The 16136-nt window shown below is 45.2% G+C and carries 15 protein-coding genes; 5 read left to right on the top strand and 10 right to left on the bottom strand.

Annotation, left to right across the window (positions count from 1 at the left end):
* Nucleotides 1-59: 59 nt before the first annotated feature.
* Nucleotides 60-1361, bottom strand: coding sequence for a phosphate regulon sensor histidine kinase PhoR (gene phoR / locus E5672_RS00760; protein WP_136781024.1), 1302 nt, complete (start codon nucleotides 1359-1361; stop codon nucleotides 60-62).
* A gap of 98 nt (nucleotides 1362-1459) precedes the next feature.
* Nucleotides 1460-2149 (bottom strand): phosphate regulon transcriptional regulator PhoB, encoded by a 690-nt coding sequence (phoB, locus tag E5672_RS00755; RefSeq protein ID WP_014948281.1) that lies wholly within the window; start codon nucleotides 2147-2149, stop codon nucleotides 1460-1462.
* Nucleotides 2150-2414: 265 nt separating this feature from the next.
* Between phoB and E5672_RS00750 the strand changes: the two genes are divergently transcribed.
* Nucleotides 2415-4148, top strand: coding sequence for a sensor histidine kinase (locus E5672_RS00750; RefSeq protein WP_136780500.1), 1734 nt, complete (start codon nucleotides 2415-2417; stop codon nucleotides 4146-4148).
* A gap of 128 nt (nucleotides 4149-4276) precedes the next feature.
* On the top strand, nucleotides 4277-5188 hold the full coding sequence (gene rdgC, locus E5672_RS00745; RefSeq protein ID WP_136780499.1) for a recombination-associated protein RdgC: 912 nt from the start codon (nucleotides 4277-4279) through the stop codon (nucleotides 5186-5188).
* Between the two features lie 193 nt (nucleotides 5189-5381).
* Here rdgC and E5672_RS00740 read toward each other — a convergent pair whose 3' ends face one another.
* Nucleotides 5382-5945: a helix-turn-helix domain-containing protein gene (locus E5672_RS00740; RefSeq protein WP_136780498.1), complete on the bottom strand. Its 564-nt coding sequence runs from the start codon at nucleotides 5943-5945 to the stop codon at nucleotides 5382-5384.
* Between the two features lie 187 nt (nucleotides 5946-6132).
* On the opposite strand from E5672_RS00740, the gene E5672_RS00735 reads away from it, so the two are divergent.
* A complete protein-coding gene (locus E5672_RS00735; protein ID WP_136780497.1) occupies nucleotides 6133-7323 on the top strand; it encodes a benzoate/H(+) symporter BenE family transporter in 1191 nt (396 codons plus the stop codon).
* A gap of 129 nt (nucleotides 7324-7452) precedes the next feature.
* Here E5672_RS00735 and E5672_RS00730 read toward each other — a convergent pair whose 3' ends face one another.
* Complete coding sequence (locus tag E5672_RS00730; protein WP_136780496.1) at nucleotides 7453-8289, bottom strand: HDOD domain-containing protein; 837 nt, start codon at nucleotides 8287-8289, stop codon at nucleotides 7453-7455.
* Between the two features lie 444 nt (nucleotides 8290-8733).
* Between E5672_RS00730 and E5672_RS00725 the strand changes: the two genes are divergently transcribed.
* Nucleotides 8734-10428, top strand: coding sequence for a dipeptidyl-peptidase 3 family protein (locus E5672_RS00725; protein ID WP_136780495.1), 1695 nt, complete (start codon nucleotides 8734-8736; stop codon nucleotides 10426-10428).
* A gap of 177 nt (nucleotides 10429-10605) precedes the next feature.
* Here the strand turns inward: E5672_RS00725 and E5672_RS00720 are convergent, their stop codons facing one another.
* The 6 genes from E5672_RS00720 to E5672_RS00695 are packed head-to-tail and all read right to left on the bottom strand — an operon-like array spanning nucleotide 10606 to nucleotide 15171.
* Entirely contained in the window at nucleotides 10606-11430 is an 825-nt protein-coding gene (locus E5672_RS00720; protein ID WP_136780494.1) for an enoyl-CoA hydratase/isomerase family protein, read from the bottom strand.
* 29 nt (nucleotides 11431-11459) lie between these two features.
* Complete coding sequence (locus E5672_RS00715; protein ID WP_240692126.1) at nucleotides 11460-12374, bottom strand: 3-hydroxyacyl-CoA dehydrogenase family protein; 915 nt, start codon at nucleotides 12372-12374, stop codon at nucleotides 11460-11462.
* A gap of 5 nt (nucleotides 12375-12379) precedes the next feature.
* Entirely contained in the window at nucleotides 12380-13189 is an 810-nt protein-coding gene (locus E5672_RS00710; RefSeq protein ID WP_136780492.1) for an SDR family NAD(P)-dependent oxidoreductase, read from the bottom strand.
* 12 nt (nucleotides 13190-13201) lie between these two features.
* Nucleotides 13202-13549 carry a cupin domain-containing protein gene (locus tag E5672_RS00705; RefSeq protein WP_136780491.1) on the bottom strand — a complete coding sequence of 116 codons (348 nt, stop codon included), beginning with the start codon at nucleotides 13547-13549 and terminating at the stop codon, nucleotides 13202-13204.
* Nucleotides 13536-14348, bottom strand: coding sequence for a cyclase family protein (locus E5672_RS00700; RefSeq protein WP_136780490.1), 813 nt, complete (start codon nucleotides 14346-14348; stop codon nucleotides 13536-13538). Before E5672_RS00700 ends, E5672_RS00705 begins: the two co-directional genes overlap by 14 nt.
* Before the next feature lie 10 nt (nucleotides 14349-14358).
* Nucleotides 14359-15171, bottom strand: coding sequence for a cyclase family protein (locus tag E5672_RS00695; RefSeq protein ID WP_136780489.1), 813 nt, complete (start codon nucleotides 15169-15171; stop codon nucleotides 14359-14361).
* Between the two features lie 178 nt (nucleotides 15172-15349).
* Between E5672_RS00695 and E5672_RS00690 the strand changes: the two genes are divergently transcribed.
* Nucleotides 15350-16135, top strand: a complete 786-nt coding sequence (locus E5672_RS00690; RefSeq protein WP_136780488.1) for an SDR family NAD(P)-dependent oxidoreductase — start codon at nucleotides 15350-15352, stop codon at nucleotides 16133-16135.
* The last annotated feature ends 1 nt before the right edge of the window (nucleotide 16136 follow it).

The following is a 16136-nucleotide window of genomic DNA, read 5'->3' as shown; positions in this document are numbered from 1 at the left end:
AATATTGCCCTTTCACCTTGCCATGCCTTTTGCTCACCAACGTTTCTTGCCTCTTAAGGTTACAGCTGCTCTGCAATCAACTCATTATCCAGCACGAACGAGAAATTGCTGCCCTCGCCTAATGTACTGGTTATGTCTAAACGAGAATTATGATGACTTAGTACATGTTTTACAATGGAAAGACCTAAGCCTGAGCCACCGGTTTTGCGAGAGCGGGCTTTATCTACGCGGTAAAAGCGTTCTGTTAGGCGGTTAAGATGATTCTGTTCAATTCCATCACCGTTATCTACCACAGAAAAATACGCGCCGTTTGACTTGCGGCACCAATACACATTAATTTCACCACCCGCAGGGGTGTAGTGCACCGCATTGAATACGAGGTTAGAGCAAGCACTGCGCAGTTCGGTCTCTACACCAAAAACATAAAGTTCGCTATCGATGTGGAAGTTTATTGTGTGGTTTTTTTCTTTATTAAGGGCCTGCGCTTCCCGTTCTACTTGTGCCAGGACCATCGGAATATTCACTACATTTTCGTAGATACGTTCCGAGCTTGCTTCAATGCGCGACAACACCAGCAAGTCTTCTATCAAGTTTTGCATGCGGTGGGTTTGCGATGTCATTTCTTTCATGGCTTTTTGCATGAAAGGATCGGAGTCTTCATCAATAGGAAGAATTTCCAGGTATCCGTTAATAACCGTTAACGGTGTACGCAGTTCATGAGACACGTTTGCCACAAAGTCTTTACGCATTTCTTCAAGCTGGGACACCCGCGTTATGTCACGGGCAATCAGCAGCAGGTGCTCATCGCCATAAGGCATAATCCGGTATTCAAAGGTTTTGTTGGGGTTAGTAGGCGACGGTACCTCAATGGGATATTTATAATTCCCTGCATGAAAGTACTGAATAAATTCTGGGTGACGCAACAAGTTGTCGATACGACGTCCAGAGTCTTGCGGCCACTTGAGCCCTAAATCCAACCGTGCAAGGCGGTTACACCAAATAATACACGCTTTCGCATCAACCACGACTGCTGCATCAGGTAGGGCTTCAGAACCCTCTCTAAAGCGCTTTACCAATTCACCTAGCTCTTTACGCTTATTGCGGTTACGACGCTGAAGGTAATAAATTCCTTCATAAATATGCTCCCACACGCCACGCACAGTAGGTGGGGACATTTTGCGACTGTGCCATAACCAGCGATTTAGCTTATACAGATGCCAATAGTTAAACAGCAATAGCAGGGTTGCGCCAATGGCAACAGCGAATAACATGTCATCCAAATACCACCCGACCAGCGCAAAAACCACAAGGAATAGCACTAAGCGCAATGTACTTCTCAACCAAGAGAACGGGTAATACATGAAATAACTCGCGTTGTTAAAGATGAAAAAAGCGCATGCTTGCGTGGCGCAGAGACGTGATAGGAATAGCATTCGCTATTCCCTAAACACTACATTTATTAAAGCTTAGTAGAAAAACGGTAGCCCGCACCACGTACTGTTTGGATCATAGCATCATGTCCGTGGCGAGATATAGCTTTGCGTAGGCGTCGAATATGTACATCTACGGTTCTATCTTCTACGTAAACGTTGGTTCCCCAGACATTATCTAACAGTAATTCACGGCTGTAGACACGCTCTGGATGGGTCATAAAAAAGTGCAGTAACTTAAACTCTGTCGGCCCCATATCCAGTGGCTCTTCGTTTGCCATAACGCGGTGAGAAACTGGTTCTAATTTTAGACCATTAAATTCGATTGGTTCTTCACTTGAAGTCGGCGTTACTCGGCGCATAACGGCTTTAATTCTTGCCACTAATTCCTTTGGCGAGAATGGTTTAGTAACGTAGTCGTCAGCACCTGCGTCTAAACCTCGAATTTTGTCTTCTTCTTCACCCCGTGCGGTAAGCATGATAACGGGAATGTCACGAGTAAACTCGTGCTGCTTCAAACTTTTAGCTAGCTGTACACCGCTTCCTCCCGGTAACATCCAATCTAATAAGATTAAATCTGGGTAGGGCTCGCAAATTTTTTCTTGCGCGATGTCAAAATCTTCGGCTTCAATAATGTTAAAACCTGATTGCTCAAGGACAAACTTAAGCATTTCACGGATAGGCGCTTCGTCCTCAACCACCAACACTGTACGAGACATCGTAATATTCCTGCTCATTATTAAACGCCGTTATTATTAATGTGGTCTGTGACAGTTTTATTAAAACGATTACATTAATGTGTCAAGTTTAATACGGTTTTAAAACACGCTTTGTCCAAACTTTAAACATAGAATCTTGTTTATTCATACGATTGCGCATATTCTTGAGTTGTCTTAAATATCTACACATATGTAATTTAAAACAACTATCTCGCCATAGTGTGGGTATCATAAAAAGTCTGAAGTAACAGGGGTGCGTTTTTCTATGGCTGCGGTCAAGACTGGGTTATCAAGGAAGCTTTTAGCTAGGGTACTGTCTGTATACTTTGCCCTTACACTGCTGGTAACGATAGGGCAAATCTTTACAGAATATCTCAGCACAAAAAACCACGTAGAAAGCGAGCTACAAACGCTTAAAAACACCTTTTCTTCAAGTCTTACCCGTGCTTTGTGGGAACTAAACAATGATCAGGTTCGCGCTATTGCTGAAGGATTGATGTCGCTGCCCATCGTTGAAGGGCTACAAGTACGTGGTGAAAATGGAAATTACATTGCAGAGTACGGTATTCGTGCTCAACGCTCCCCAGCACCGGTAGACCGTGAACTAATAGAAGATCATCCCGGCGGCGTTTTTAGCTATAGCTTTCCATTGGTATTTAAATTCTCAGGGCGCGAATCTACCGTTGGCGATGTCACTTTGTACTCTAGCTTCGACACTATTTTTAGCCGTATTGAAGTAGGCGTATTTTTTCTTATTGGTAATGCGTTAGTAAAAACCACCTTTCTGGTCTTTTTGTTTATGACCGCATTTCGCACCATGCTTTCTGAGCCGCTGCAGACCATCACCGAGCAGATGGGTAATTTCGATGCTCAGCACCCAGAAGAGAGTAAGCTCAGCATTAAACTTGATGATGATAACGAGTTATTACAACTCAAAGAATCATACAACCAAGTAATTGACGACCTTATTATTTCAAATAATAAGCTTAAAGATGCACAGAGTGAACTCACCCTTGCGAACAAGAAACTGGATGACCAAAACCTTATTTTAGAACAGGAAGTGGCGAAGAAAACCGCGTCCTTGTCTCAGATCATGCTCGACTTAGAGCAACAAAAAGACGAACTTATTGCCCACCAGCGAGAGCTTCGCCAAGAAAACGAAAATCGCCAGTATATAGAAGCCGAACTGCGTAAACGTAATCAAGAGCTAGCCAGTTCTATGGATACACTCCATCAAGCGCAAGAGCAGTTAGTGGAGTCAGAGCGCATGGCTTCGCTTGGCGGGCTTGTTGCGGGTATCGCACATGACGTAAATACGCCGTTGGGCGTAAGTGTTACCGCCGCCAGTTTCCTTCAAGAGCGACTTAACAACTTAAAGACCGACTTTGAAGATAAAAGCCTGACCAGTAAGAATATGGCAAGCTTCATCGATGAAGCAGAGCAAACTGCGCTTTTACTTTTAAGTAACTTAGAGCGCGCATCAGACCTTATCGCCAGTTTCAAACAAGTGGCCGTTGACCAAACCAGCGAGACCGAGCGCGAGTTTGTGTTGGGCGATTATATCAACGAAATCATTCAGTCGTTGAAACCAAGCTTCAAGCATACTGAACATCAGATAAACGTAACTTGCCCTGACAATTTAACCGTAACCTGCGCTCCTGGCGCCATCGCTCAAATTGTTACCAATATGGTGGTTAATTCAATCACACACGGGTTTGAAAACAATGTAGCGGGCACAATCACATTAGATGTGAAAGAAGCCGGTGAAAACGTGGTGATTAACTATAAAGATAACGGTAGAGGCTTGAGCGAAGAAGAGCTAAGTAAATTGTTTGATGCGTTCTTTACCACTAAACGCGCAGAAGGTGGCAGCGGTCTGGGCACACACATTATGTATAACCTAGTTACGCAGTCTCTGCATGGTCATATCGAGGCTGAAAGTACGCTTGGCAGCGGCCTACAATATATCATCCGCTTTCCGAAGAAAAAGATTGCTTAACCTTTCTTGCTATCTTCAATATTAAGAGCGTGTGACAGACACGCTTTTTAGACTCTTTTATTCAATTGCACCGCAAGTCTTACATTGGTACGCTTGCGCCCTATTTTTATCAAGAGAATGCGTAAACTATGTGGTTTAAAAATGTAAAAGCCTATCAAATTACTCAGCCGTTATCGCTAGACGAGGGCGATTTAGAGCGCGCGCTTAACGAGCATGCTTTTCGCCCATGCGGCAGCCAAGACTTGGCAACCATGGGATTCGCTTCCCCTTTTTCTCAGGCAGGTAAGCAAGGTACCATGTTCCATGTTGTTCAACAGCGCTTTTGGATAACGCTAAAGAAACAAGAAAAAATTCTGCCTGGTGCGGTAGTAAATGCCGAGCTTGACGAAATGGTGGCTAAAATTGAAATGGAAACAGGGTCGCCAGTTGGCAAAAAAGCCAAAGCTGACCTTAAGCAAGAAATTCAGACACGCTTGCTGCCACAGGCCTTTACGAAAAACACCTACACCCACGGTTTTATATCACTTGCTGACAACTTAGTCGTAGTTGACGCATCATCTGATGGCAAAGCCGAAGCCTTTTTGGCCATGGTTAGAAAAGCGATTGGCTCACTGCCGGTTGTTCCCTTTACGCGCAGAAGCCTTCAAAGCGAACTTACACACTGGGTTACTGAGTCAACACCAGAAGGCGTAGGCTTACTAGAAGAAGCTGAGCTTAAATCTACCGATGACACCGGCAGCGTTATTCGTTGCAAGAACCAGCCGCTAGACAGCGAAGAAATCAGTATTCATTTAGATGCCGGTAAACTGGTGCAAAAAGTCGCGTTTGAATATGCAGAAACGCTTACAGCTATTATGTGTGAAGATGGTGCTATTAAACGTATTAAGTTCACCGACCGCATTAAAGAAGAAACTGACGATGTGCCAAAAGATCAGGTTGAGGCACGCCTCGATGCAGAGTTTGCACTAATGTCAGCTGAAATTTGTACGCTACTTAACTTCCTTCGCGGAGCGCTTAATCTTAACGACGATAGTTTATAAGCTAGCGGCAAGTAAGTAATAAGCCAATAAGAAAAATAGCCTCGCGCTATCGAAAAGCCTAATTACCTTAGGGTAGTTAGGCTTTTAACCAGGATCATTGAAGTATTTTTAACTAGCACATTTGAACTGGCAACCAACTTTCAGCACAAAGTCTTTCTGGCTTTAACAGAAAAGTGACCAAGCCGCTTTAAGTTCAAGCGGGATAGTGAATCACTACAACAAAGCGTGTCTCTCCTACTACGTCTCGATAACCGTGGGGTTGGTCTGCGCGCAATATACATTGCTCTTGCGCCTGATAGATTTTCCACTGGCCATCTTGCAACACTCCTAACTTTCCTTGTAGTACGTGAATATGTTCGGTGACGCCTATTTGGTGAGCCGAAGAGTGCTGCTCATGAAAGTCTGTTAGGCATAGTTCAAACATTTCAAACTGGGTAGCTGAGTTATAAGGAAATAGCGTTTTAATGGTTACATTTGGGTCGTTAGCGAACTTGTTATCGGCACGTTGAGCCGTAGGGGCGGTTTCATCACCCGATAAGAATGAAGAAAAAGAACACGCAAGACCTGTTGCTATCTTCCACAAGGTAGCGATTGTAGGACTAGACTCACCTCGTTCTATTTGCCCCAACATGGCTTTAGACACGCCCGTCAACTGGGCGGTTTTATCAAGGGAAAGCCCCCTAGCTTTACGAACAGACTGCAGGTGCTGTGCAATACTTCTTGAAATAGCAGAAGGCTGCGCATTTGCTTTTGCCATGTAATAAAGGCCTTTTATTTAGTCGCTGATATTAATAAAGCAGTTGTGCGCTATAACGCACAAATGTTAAGTTACCCATTGTACGTTATAGCGCACAGAAAGGTAGAGTAGCACATTCGATAAACACTAAAAGCGTGTTTTTATCGCTCAGTCGTTTCCAATTCGAAATGCCATCACGAGGGTTTTCATGAGCAAATGGAAGTTAAGTCATATCAGCGCAGGGCTTACCGCCGTTACGGTAGGTTACAGTAGTTCTGTTGTTATTATCATTGATGTAGCGCGCAAAGCTGGCGCTAGCGATGACATGGTAATAAGCTGGTTATTCGCGCTTGGTCTAGGAATGGGTATTACCTGTATTCTGTTTTCGTGGCTCTCCAAGCTGCCCGTTGTTACCGCTTGGTCCACGCCTGGTGCGGCTTTTTTGTTAACCAGTATCGGCGACTATAGTTTAAGTGAAGCCATTGGTGCATTTGTAATATGCGCAACGCTTTCACTTATAACAGCGCAAAGTCGGACTTTACTCAAACAAATTAGTCGCATTCCTCCGGCCATTTCATCTGCACTTTTAGCCGGTATTCTTTTGCCCATATGCCTTGCGATATTCAGTGATGTTAATGAAGCACCCCACTTAGTTGCGTTATTTATCACAGCATATCTAATAGGAAGCCGACTATTTCCCCGCTATTTGATGCTGTTACTACTAATTATGTCGGTGGGCATTAGTTTGTTTATGACCAGTGCCAGCGGTACTGTTGCTTTACCAAGCGGCTCATCAGGGCTGGCATCAATGTTCACGTTGCCTGAGCCTATCTGGGTTACCCCCAGTTTCTCGCTTAGTGCCGCCATTGGCTTAGCCTTTCCTCTTTTTCTTATTACCACGCTTTCCCAAAACTTGCCCGGCATAGCAATTCATCATGCCCACGGCTATACGCCCGACCACAAACCCATTTTGTCAGGCATTGCCATTGTTCAAGCCTTATTAGCACCTTTCGGTGGTTTTACCTTTAACTTAGCGGCAATAACGGCGGCGTTATGCATGGGTGAGCAGGCAGATAATGAAAAGTCACAACGCTATAAAGCGGCTATTGCAGCCGGCGTGGCGTATTTATTTATGGGGCTGTTAGCGTCTGTGGTTGTCGCGTTATTTGTTAATATGCCCAGTATTATCATTCACCTTCTTGCTGGGCTAGCTCTATTAGCTACGCTGCAAGGGGCGGTGGTTCGCGCTATGGAAGTAGAACATCACAGAGCTCCTGCGCTGCTTACCATGCTGTGTACGGCGTCAGGATTTAGCTTATTTTCTATGACCTCTGCCGTGTGGGGGCTGGGGCTAGGTTTAATATTACTGTATGTCCAAAAGAAACCTGCTAACGCCTAGTGTTGCTTTTTAGCGTAATTTCCATAGCTAACTTTACCTAACAAAAAGGCCGATACGTTTTGAAGGTTCTCTTCTGTATCGGCCTTACATTGCTGTGTAGCGCTAGGAGTAGCTTAAAAGCTTACCTGCTTACAAGAATATTTGCTTGGCTACACTTGCTAATTCTTCAAACTCGTCAGAGTGAAGTTCGCCCATATCCTCTACAACACCGCGCTGTATAGCTAAATTCAAGATAGCATCTTTTTGACTGCCTGCGGCGCCTGAGACTGCGGCACCTACACGAACAAAATCAATATAACTTAGTTCATCAGGAAGATAGCTTAAGTCTTTCCAGTTTTTAGCTACGTTGACAAAGCTATCGCCGAAGCCCCACTCTCTCATGATGCTTGCACCAATGCGTCCAGCTAATTTATCTATAGCAACTTCAAGGAATGAAGGGTTAGCAAAGACTTCGGGATGACGTTCAGCTTCAGTCAAAATAGGTAAAACGCCAATGTTGTGAACCAGTGCCGCTAGCGTCATGGTATCCATGCTCATTTCACGCTTTTTCGTACGCGCGATATACAGCTGAAGTACTGCCATAGAGTTAGCAACAATATTTACAGTGTTTGCCCACTCTTGCTGTAAATAGCGTGCAACTACATCGTTTTTAGAAACGAATAGCTGCTCCATTGCTAACGCTGTAGAGATATTCTTAATTTGGCGCAAACCAATTCGTGTTACCGCTTGGCTGATAGAAGTCACTTTTACACTGCGGCCCATGTAAGCGCTATTCGCAATTTTGATCATTCTTGCGCTGAGTGATGGATCTTGACCGATAACATCACCCATTGCGTTCAGGTTAATATCGGGATCGTCTGCCGCTTTACGGACTTTCAATGCAATAGCAGGAAGTGTAGGAAGGACCAGTGTGTCATTATTTATTTTTTCAACCAAGATGGTTGAAAGCGCGTTCTGTGTAGACATATTTCTACCCTTAGAAAGTTCCAAATAGCCTTGATAAGGCGATAGTTTGCGTTACCCGTTGTTCATCTAGGCATCAATAATTCTGACGCACTAAACAAATTGAATGTTCATGCGTTGCATTCCCTGCGTTCATTCACATAGGCCTCTATGTTTCACGCTAAAATACAAACCGTTTATTGTTTTATTATGGTATTTCTATCACCATACTATAGTAGCTCTTTAGTTTCGACCAACTAAAAAGGCTGCTTCACGACGAATAAATTGTGTCAGCTGAAGCACCAGAGCTTTTCTAAAGTATAGACAACTAGTAGCAAACCAGTATTGATATTAGACAAATAATTTTCATACTTTTGTATTAAATCAAAAGCATAGCTATAGTAAGTGACCTAATCACCGCACCAACTACTGTAAAAATACAGCGAAACGACACGGTAAAAATTCATTATGAAAAAGACGATTTCAACATACTCTCCTATTGCGTCAGCAGTGGCAGGGTTATTAATGCTGACTGCGTGTAGTAAAAGCACCGATACAACGCAAACTCAAACGGCAAAGCCTGAAACCGCTACAGAGCAAACCTTACTTATTGACGAGTCTCGCTTGTCAATTTATCACGCCGTAGACCTTACCAGTGATTTGTCACACCTAAGTGACAATCAACACAAGATGCTTTCGCTATTAATAGATGCGTCAAAAATCATGGACGACTTGTTTTGGAAACAGGCGTTTTTTGAAGATAAAGATGCCTTCCTTTCTTCAATAAGTGACGAAAAAGTACGTCACTTTGCAGCGATTAACTATGGTCCTTGGGATCGACTAAATGGCGATACGCCTTTTATTAGCGGCTATGAAGACAAAGCCTTAGGCGCAGAGTTTTATCCCCATGATATGGAAAAGGAAGAATTTGCCACGGCAGATTTTGACGACAAGCAAGGTCTTTACTCTATGGTGAAGCGCGATGAAGCAGGTAAGCTGTATTCTGTGCCTTATTCTGAGGCCTTCAAGAGTGAGTTAATGAAGGCGTCTGACCTGCTCAAAAAAGCGTCAGAGTTGGCTGAGGACGAAAGCTTCAAGCAATACCTGCAACTGCGTTCTGAAGCTTTATTGTCAGACGATTACCTGGCTTCTGACATGGCGTGGATGGATATGAAAACCAATCCTGTTGAGCTGGTTATCGGCCCTATTGAAAGCTACGAAGACCAATTGTTTGGCTATCGAGCAGCGTTTGAAGCCTACGTGCTTATTAAAGACTTAGCATGGAGTGAAAAGCTAGCTAAATACGCGGCCTTCTTGCCTGAATTACAGCAAGGCCTTCCGGTTGCTGAAGCATATAAAGCGGAAATGCCAGGTTCTGATGCAGATCTAAACGCTTACGATGTTATTTATTATGCGGGCCACTCTAATGCTGGCAGTAAGACCATTGCGATCAACTTGCCCAATGACGAGCGAGTGCAGCTAGAAAAGGGTACCCGCCGCCTTCAGCTTAAAAACGCGATGCGTGCAAAGTTCGATACTATTTTAGTGCCTATTGCAGACACGCTAATTGTACCAGAGCAACGTGAACACATTACGTTCGACGCCTTTTTCGCGAACACCATGTTTCACGAAGTGGCGCACGGTTTAGGCATTAAGAATACCTTAGATGGTTCAGGGACTGTTCGCGGCGCACTTAAAGAGCATGCGTCAGCTCTTGAAGAAGGCAAAGCGGATATTCTAGGTTTGTACATGGTACAAAGCCTTCTTGAAAAAGGTGAAATCACTGAAGGTACACTTGAAGACTACTACGTGACCTTTATGGCTGGCATTTTCCGTTCTGTCCGTTTCGGCGCAAGCTCTGCACACGGAAAAGCGAACATGATCCGCTTTAACTTCTTTGCCCAGCAGGGCGCCTTCGAAAAAACAGAAGACGGCATGTATCGCGTAAATATGCAGAAGATGGGCGCAGCAGTAGAAGCGCTATCTGAATTAATCCTTACACTACAAGGCGACGGTGATTACGACGGCGTGGCAAAGCTAGTAGAAACTATGGGTGTCATTAAACCCGATCTTGCTTCGGATTTAGCACGCTTAGAAGCAGCCAGCATCCCGGTTGATATTCACTTTAATCAAGGTAAGAAAGAGCTAGGGCTTGCAGATTAACTCTGATCGAGCCACTTAATTGCACATTCAAAAAAAGCAGTGTTTTTAAAATTGCAAGCACTGCTCTTTTTATTTTGTCGATTTATAATCAGTGAGTTAAGTCCAACCCCGCTTAACTTAAATTAAATATGACATCTACTTCGACCTAGCTTTTTAAATGAGCTCCAAAAGCTAGAGTTAATCATATTTTATATATTCAAAATCGTGTTCTGAGTGAGATAAGTTGAAAGAATACATTTCTGATAAAACGTGAATTCTAAAATCACGCTCGATAACAGATTTCCACGGACGTGCACAAATATAGTGAGTCAAGCGTCTACAAGAACGACTCTTCTTCATGATATCACCGGCGATTTCCCAAGCCCGATCGACGATATTTTCACGTTCTACCACTTCATTCACCGCACCTAATTCAAGACACTTCTGAGCATCGATAGCCTCACAGGTCAGCATGGCGTAATTGCCCCGCTTGATGCCTAAAATTTCCTGCAGGCAAAGGCCCATACCATCACCAGGTACGTGCCCGGAATCCATGCCAAAGTGGTCGTCCTGCAGTACAAAATCCGGTGTACACAGGGTGATGTCACTCATCATACACATTTCCCAGTGGATCCCTTTACCATTGATCACTGCGATTGTGGGGATTTCGATGTCATTGATAAAGTTCTCAACAATTTTAAGGGTGTCATAAATTTGCACGTCGAAACGCTTATCGTCATCTGGAGATTGCTCGACTTCCTTGAACGACTCGACATCCCACTCGTTAATCCATTTATCACCGGTAGAGGTTAAAATGAGTACTTCATTTTCTTTGTCGTGACCAATTACCGTCCATAATTCTGCGAGGGCGTGATGGAACTGATAGCTCCACTTTACAGGCCCATCTTTTGTGTGCATCTTGACTTCAAGAATGCCGTTTTCCCGTTTGAATTTGAAAAAGTCTTTAAATCTCTCGCTGTATTCTTCTAATTTCGGAACCTGATAATATTGATTGATAGCCATAACTAGCCCTCTCGTTCTGTAGTTAATTACTAATTGTTTTTATCTAATTGCGTCTGAATAAGGTGTTTCTGAACACGCTGCCTCACCTGTTCGGCCGTCGCTTCAGTCCAGGTTTTAAAACCTTCTCCGACTCTCATACCCGTTTTGCCTCTTGCCACCTTTTCCTGAAGCAAGCCTTGCGGAGTTTTGCTGTTATCTAAATGGGGATAAATGGTCGAAAGAATGCTGAGGGTTAAGTCCAATCCAACCAGATCCGACTGCTCAAGCGGACCAAGTACCGCCAACCGCTTGCCAAACCCGTGCTTCACTACTTCATCAATAGTGTCGGCATCGCATACTCCCTGACTGACCAGGGCAATAGCTTCCCGCTTCATTGCGTGTTGCAAGCGATTGCCAATAAAGCCAGGAATATCTTTCTTCACGTGTACCGGCTTCAAACCCACCTGAGAAAATAGTGTCATAGTGTTTTTTACTACATCGCACGTAGTAAACTGACTCTGCACCACCTCAACCAGGTCGACTAAGTGTGGTGGATTCCAGAAGTGCGCACCGATAATCCGCTGAGGCTTACTTTGCCCTTCAGCAATATCTCCAATAGGAATCGCTGATGTATTTGTGGCCAAAATGCAATGTTTAGGTGCAAACGTGCATAGTTCGCTAAAAATACATCGTTTTATGTCCTTTTTTTCGGGCCCGGCTTCAATGACCCAATCAGCATGTGAAACTGCTTCAGCCATTGACGTTGTGCATGTCAGTAGTTCACTTGAAGTGTCTTGCTGACACAGAATGTCGAATATTTTGGGGATCTGTTCTTTCGCATGTGCCAACGCAGCCTCATTGGGGTCGTAAAGATTCACTTTTAGACCCGCTGCCAAAAACCGCTGCGCAATGCCATGCCCCATAAGGCCGGCACCGACGATGCCAATCACTGGATTGTTCGTCATGCTCATTACCCCGCAGTGAATCCACCGTCTACGTACATGATTTGTCCGGTACAGAAGTTGGAGGCAGGCGATAGTAAATAGATAGCCATGCCAACCAAGTCCTCAGGCTCACCAAGACGTCCTAACGGCAAACGTGACAATGAACGTTGTTTCGTTGCCTGACCTAATTCATTGTTTTCGTCAAACATCCAGGCTGTAAGTTTTGACCTGAATACAGTAGGCGCAATAGCGTTAACATTAATGCCGTGGGCACCCCATTCAGTAGCCAGTACTTTAGTGAGCATATCGGTGGCACCTTTACTGGTGCAGTACCCGGTGTATCCGGAAATATTTCCGTGACGACCCCGCACTGACGAAACCATGACAACCTTGCCGCCTTTACGCTCGTTTTCGATGCGCCAGGTGCCGTAGGCCTTAGCCATAAACCAGTTACCGCGTACATTGGCGTCCATTACTGCTTGCCAGTCTTCGTAATTTTGCTCGTGAATAAAGCCTGCTTTGTTGTAACCCGAGCCGATGAACATCAGCTCGATATCGCCATAGGCTGATACAGCAGTGTCTATCATGGCGTTAGCATCTGCTAACGAGTCTGGCCGACGATTAATGGTCTGTACCCGTCCCCCGACTTCCCGACACTCATCAGCCACAGCTTCAAGCTCTTCTTTGTTACCTGCTACCAGGGTTAGATTTGCACCTAACGCCGCAAGAGCAATAGACACCGCTCTGCCAAATGCCCCGGATGCCCCGGTTACCAGAGCTGATTTACCTTTTACATCGAATAGCGACAGTGGTTTTTTTAATGGTTCTGATATCATTTTCTCGCTCTCCTAACTGGACACGACCACGAGCATGGTCACCACGCGATTGGTTCTGTTTTCCACAGCGCGCGTTTCGTTTAAACCGATAACACATGAATCCAATGTGCTTAGCTGAGTTTCCACTTCGTTGCCGCTGTCATCTTTGGTTAAAATGGTGATGTCACCATCTAACACTATGTACACTTTTTCATTATTAGACGCTGCCCATTCGGCCCCGCCTCCGGGCATAAAATAAGACAAACTGCAGGAAAAACTTTCCACGTCAGTGGTGTCCATTCCCTGCAAACGCAGTCCGGTCATTCCCCAGTGCAATTTGGCATCGTAGGCCTGAGCATCAGATAGCTTAGTTACTTGCATAGCGCTCTCCTTTCTCGATGGCGAAGGTTTGGTCCGGATTAATCACTGCAACTAAACGGATGCCGCAACCATCACCGCCCGGCCAACGCCACGGGTAAGCCATAAAGGTGCATCGTTTGCCAGTGATTTCATCAATATCTCCTCCCACGTTTTCAATACCGGGGATACCTGCTGCAAGTAACGCCTTGTGAGACGGTTCCCAATGCGGAAAATCTTCCATTACATTGCGCCCCGTTTCCTTTTTGTATTCTTCGAAAAGGTGATGATGTGTAGGACCGGGACCGTGATCCACCAGCTTAGTGCCGAGAGGGTGGTCCAATGCCTGAACATCAATGCCTAGCAACTTGATTTTGCGCTCTACCAGCCACTCTGCCCCTTCTTTGTAAAGGCCGGGTGAGTATTGGTAGTAGTCATCGTTATCACCTAAGTTTTTGTGGCTACCCGTGTTGATGATCACGATGTCGTTTTCTCGAATGGTAGGCTTTGCTTTTTCGAGATCTTCTGGTGTTACAACGCCCCACTTTCCTTTTGGAATTGAGACAACCACGCCGGTACCAAAGAACCGCCAGGGTTCAAACGCATCAATGTCTGGTGCATTTTCAGTAACGTGAATAGGAGAATCCATGTGAGTGCCACGGTGCATGATCCCTTCCCACTCCAGGATCTGACACCCGTGCATGGCGTGGAACTGCATGGTGGAAATAGCAATACCTTTAGGGCTCGAAGGCCACTGTGGCATACCGTGTCCCCAGCGATTACTGAGGTCATAAAACTTCAAGCCTTTCGTTGATGTAGTCATACATTACTCCTTACGCTGTAGTCTGGCCTGATTCAACCTGATAGCGGCCTTCTGGATCCATTAACGCCATAAGTCGAACCACACAGGCATCGCCTTCGTTCCAGCGCCATGGCATAGCATGGAATGTGCAGCGTCTTTCGGTCACAACGTCAAGGTCTCCTCCTACGTTCTCTATGGTTGGAATGTCGTTTTGAAGCAGCAAACGGTGGGCTGGCACCCAGTCTGGAAAATCGCCTTTTGCATTCCTACCGGTAGTGCGTTCATATTCTGGCGCCAGACGCTTCATCGTTGGCCCATTGCGATGCTCTGCCAACGAAGTTGCAAGAGGATGGTCGACTTGTGGTGTATCTACGCCAAGCAATTTGATTTTCTTGTCTATAAACCACTGTGCAGCCTCCACGGATAAACCTGGTGAGTGACCAAAGTAGTCCTGGCTGTCGGAATACCGTTTATGCCAACCGGTATTGATGAGCACAATGTCATCAGCCTGTACAACCCCTTCAAATACGCTGAGATCGTCAGCAGTTATCAGTTCCCACTGCTGTTTAGGGATAGACAACACCACACCCGTTCCCCAAAAGGTTTCCAATGGGATTTCACCCACGCCTTTTGCCCCCGAAACCAGATGGATGGGCGCATTAACATGAGTAGACGTATGAAATGTTGTTTTGAATTTCTGGCTCATAACACCGTGCTTTGCATGGTTTACAGAGCGATAAAGGATTAATTCATCCAGCCCGGGCAGAACGGGTTGATTGTGATGCCAGGGGTGGCTTAGCTCGACATACTGAAGGCCGGTTTCTGGTTCAGTTCTTATAGTCATGTTTCTTTCCACAGTGATTAGCGTGGAGAAAGTATTACATCCTGATGTGCTCCCTACGACACCACAATCTCAATAGTTGAAACAGATCGGAACTTTAGTTGGTTTTTATATCAACAGTGCAGAATACTTGGGTTGTACGCAGCATTTCTATGCCTAACCAAAATAAGGATTTACAAATATGTCACAATTATCGCCCACATCCCTATTTAACCTTAAGGGCAAGTCAGCTCTTATAGTTGGTGCTACTGGCGCACTAGGCGGTGCAGCAGCAAGGGCTCTCGCTGCTGCAGGTGCAAACATTACATTAACAGGCTCAAATAATGAGACACTTACAAGCCTGGCAGAGGAAATTCGACAATCTGGTACGAATGTCAGCGTTTTTTGTGGACGCCCTAGCGACGAACAAGTGGTAAAGGATATGTTTGCCACTGCCTGTGCGTCACACCCCATAGACATTGTTGTCTGTGCGTCTGGCACCAGCGTAGTGAAGCCAATAGACGATATGACACCTGAAGAATTCGACCGCGTTATGGATGCCAATGTTAAACAAAGTTGGCTGATAAGCCGGGAAGCCAGCCGGGTTATGAAATCTCAGGGCCGTGGAGGCAAAATTATTCTGGTGTCTTCAGTGAGAGCTCACTTTGCGACCGCAGCAGGCACGTCTGCCTATGGTACTTCTAAGGCGGCTATCAACATGTTAACCCGCTCACTAGCGGTGGAACTAGGTCCCCACGATATTTGCGTAAACGCTATTGCCCCTACCGTGTTCCGTTCATCACTCACCAGTTGGTTATTCGAACCTGAAGCTGCAGATAAGCGCCAACAAGTTTTAAGCCGAATTCCCCTTGGCAGGTTAGGAGAGCCTGAAGACTTCAACGGTATTTTCATGTTTTTGGCCTCTCAGGCATCAAACCTGGTAACCGGTGAAGTCATTAATATAGACGGTGGATTTTCCTGCAACTAGG

Source organism: Alteromonas portus, assembly GCF_005117025.1.
Lineage (GTDB): Bacteria > Pseudomonadota > Gammaproteobacteria > Enterobacterales > Alteromonadaceae > Alteromonas > Alteromonas portus.
Note: the sequence above shows the minus strand (reverse complement) of the source record. Positions and strands in the feature narration are given on the sequence as shown.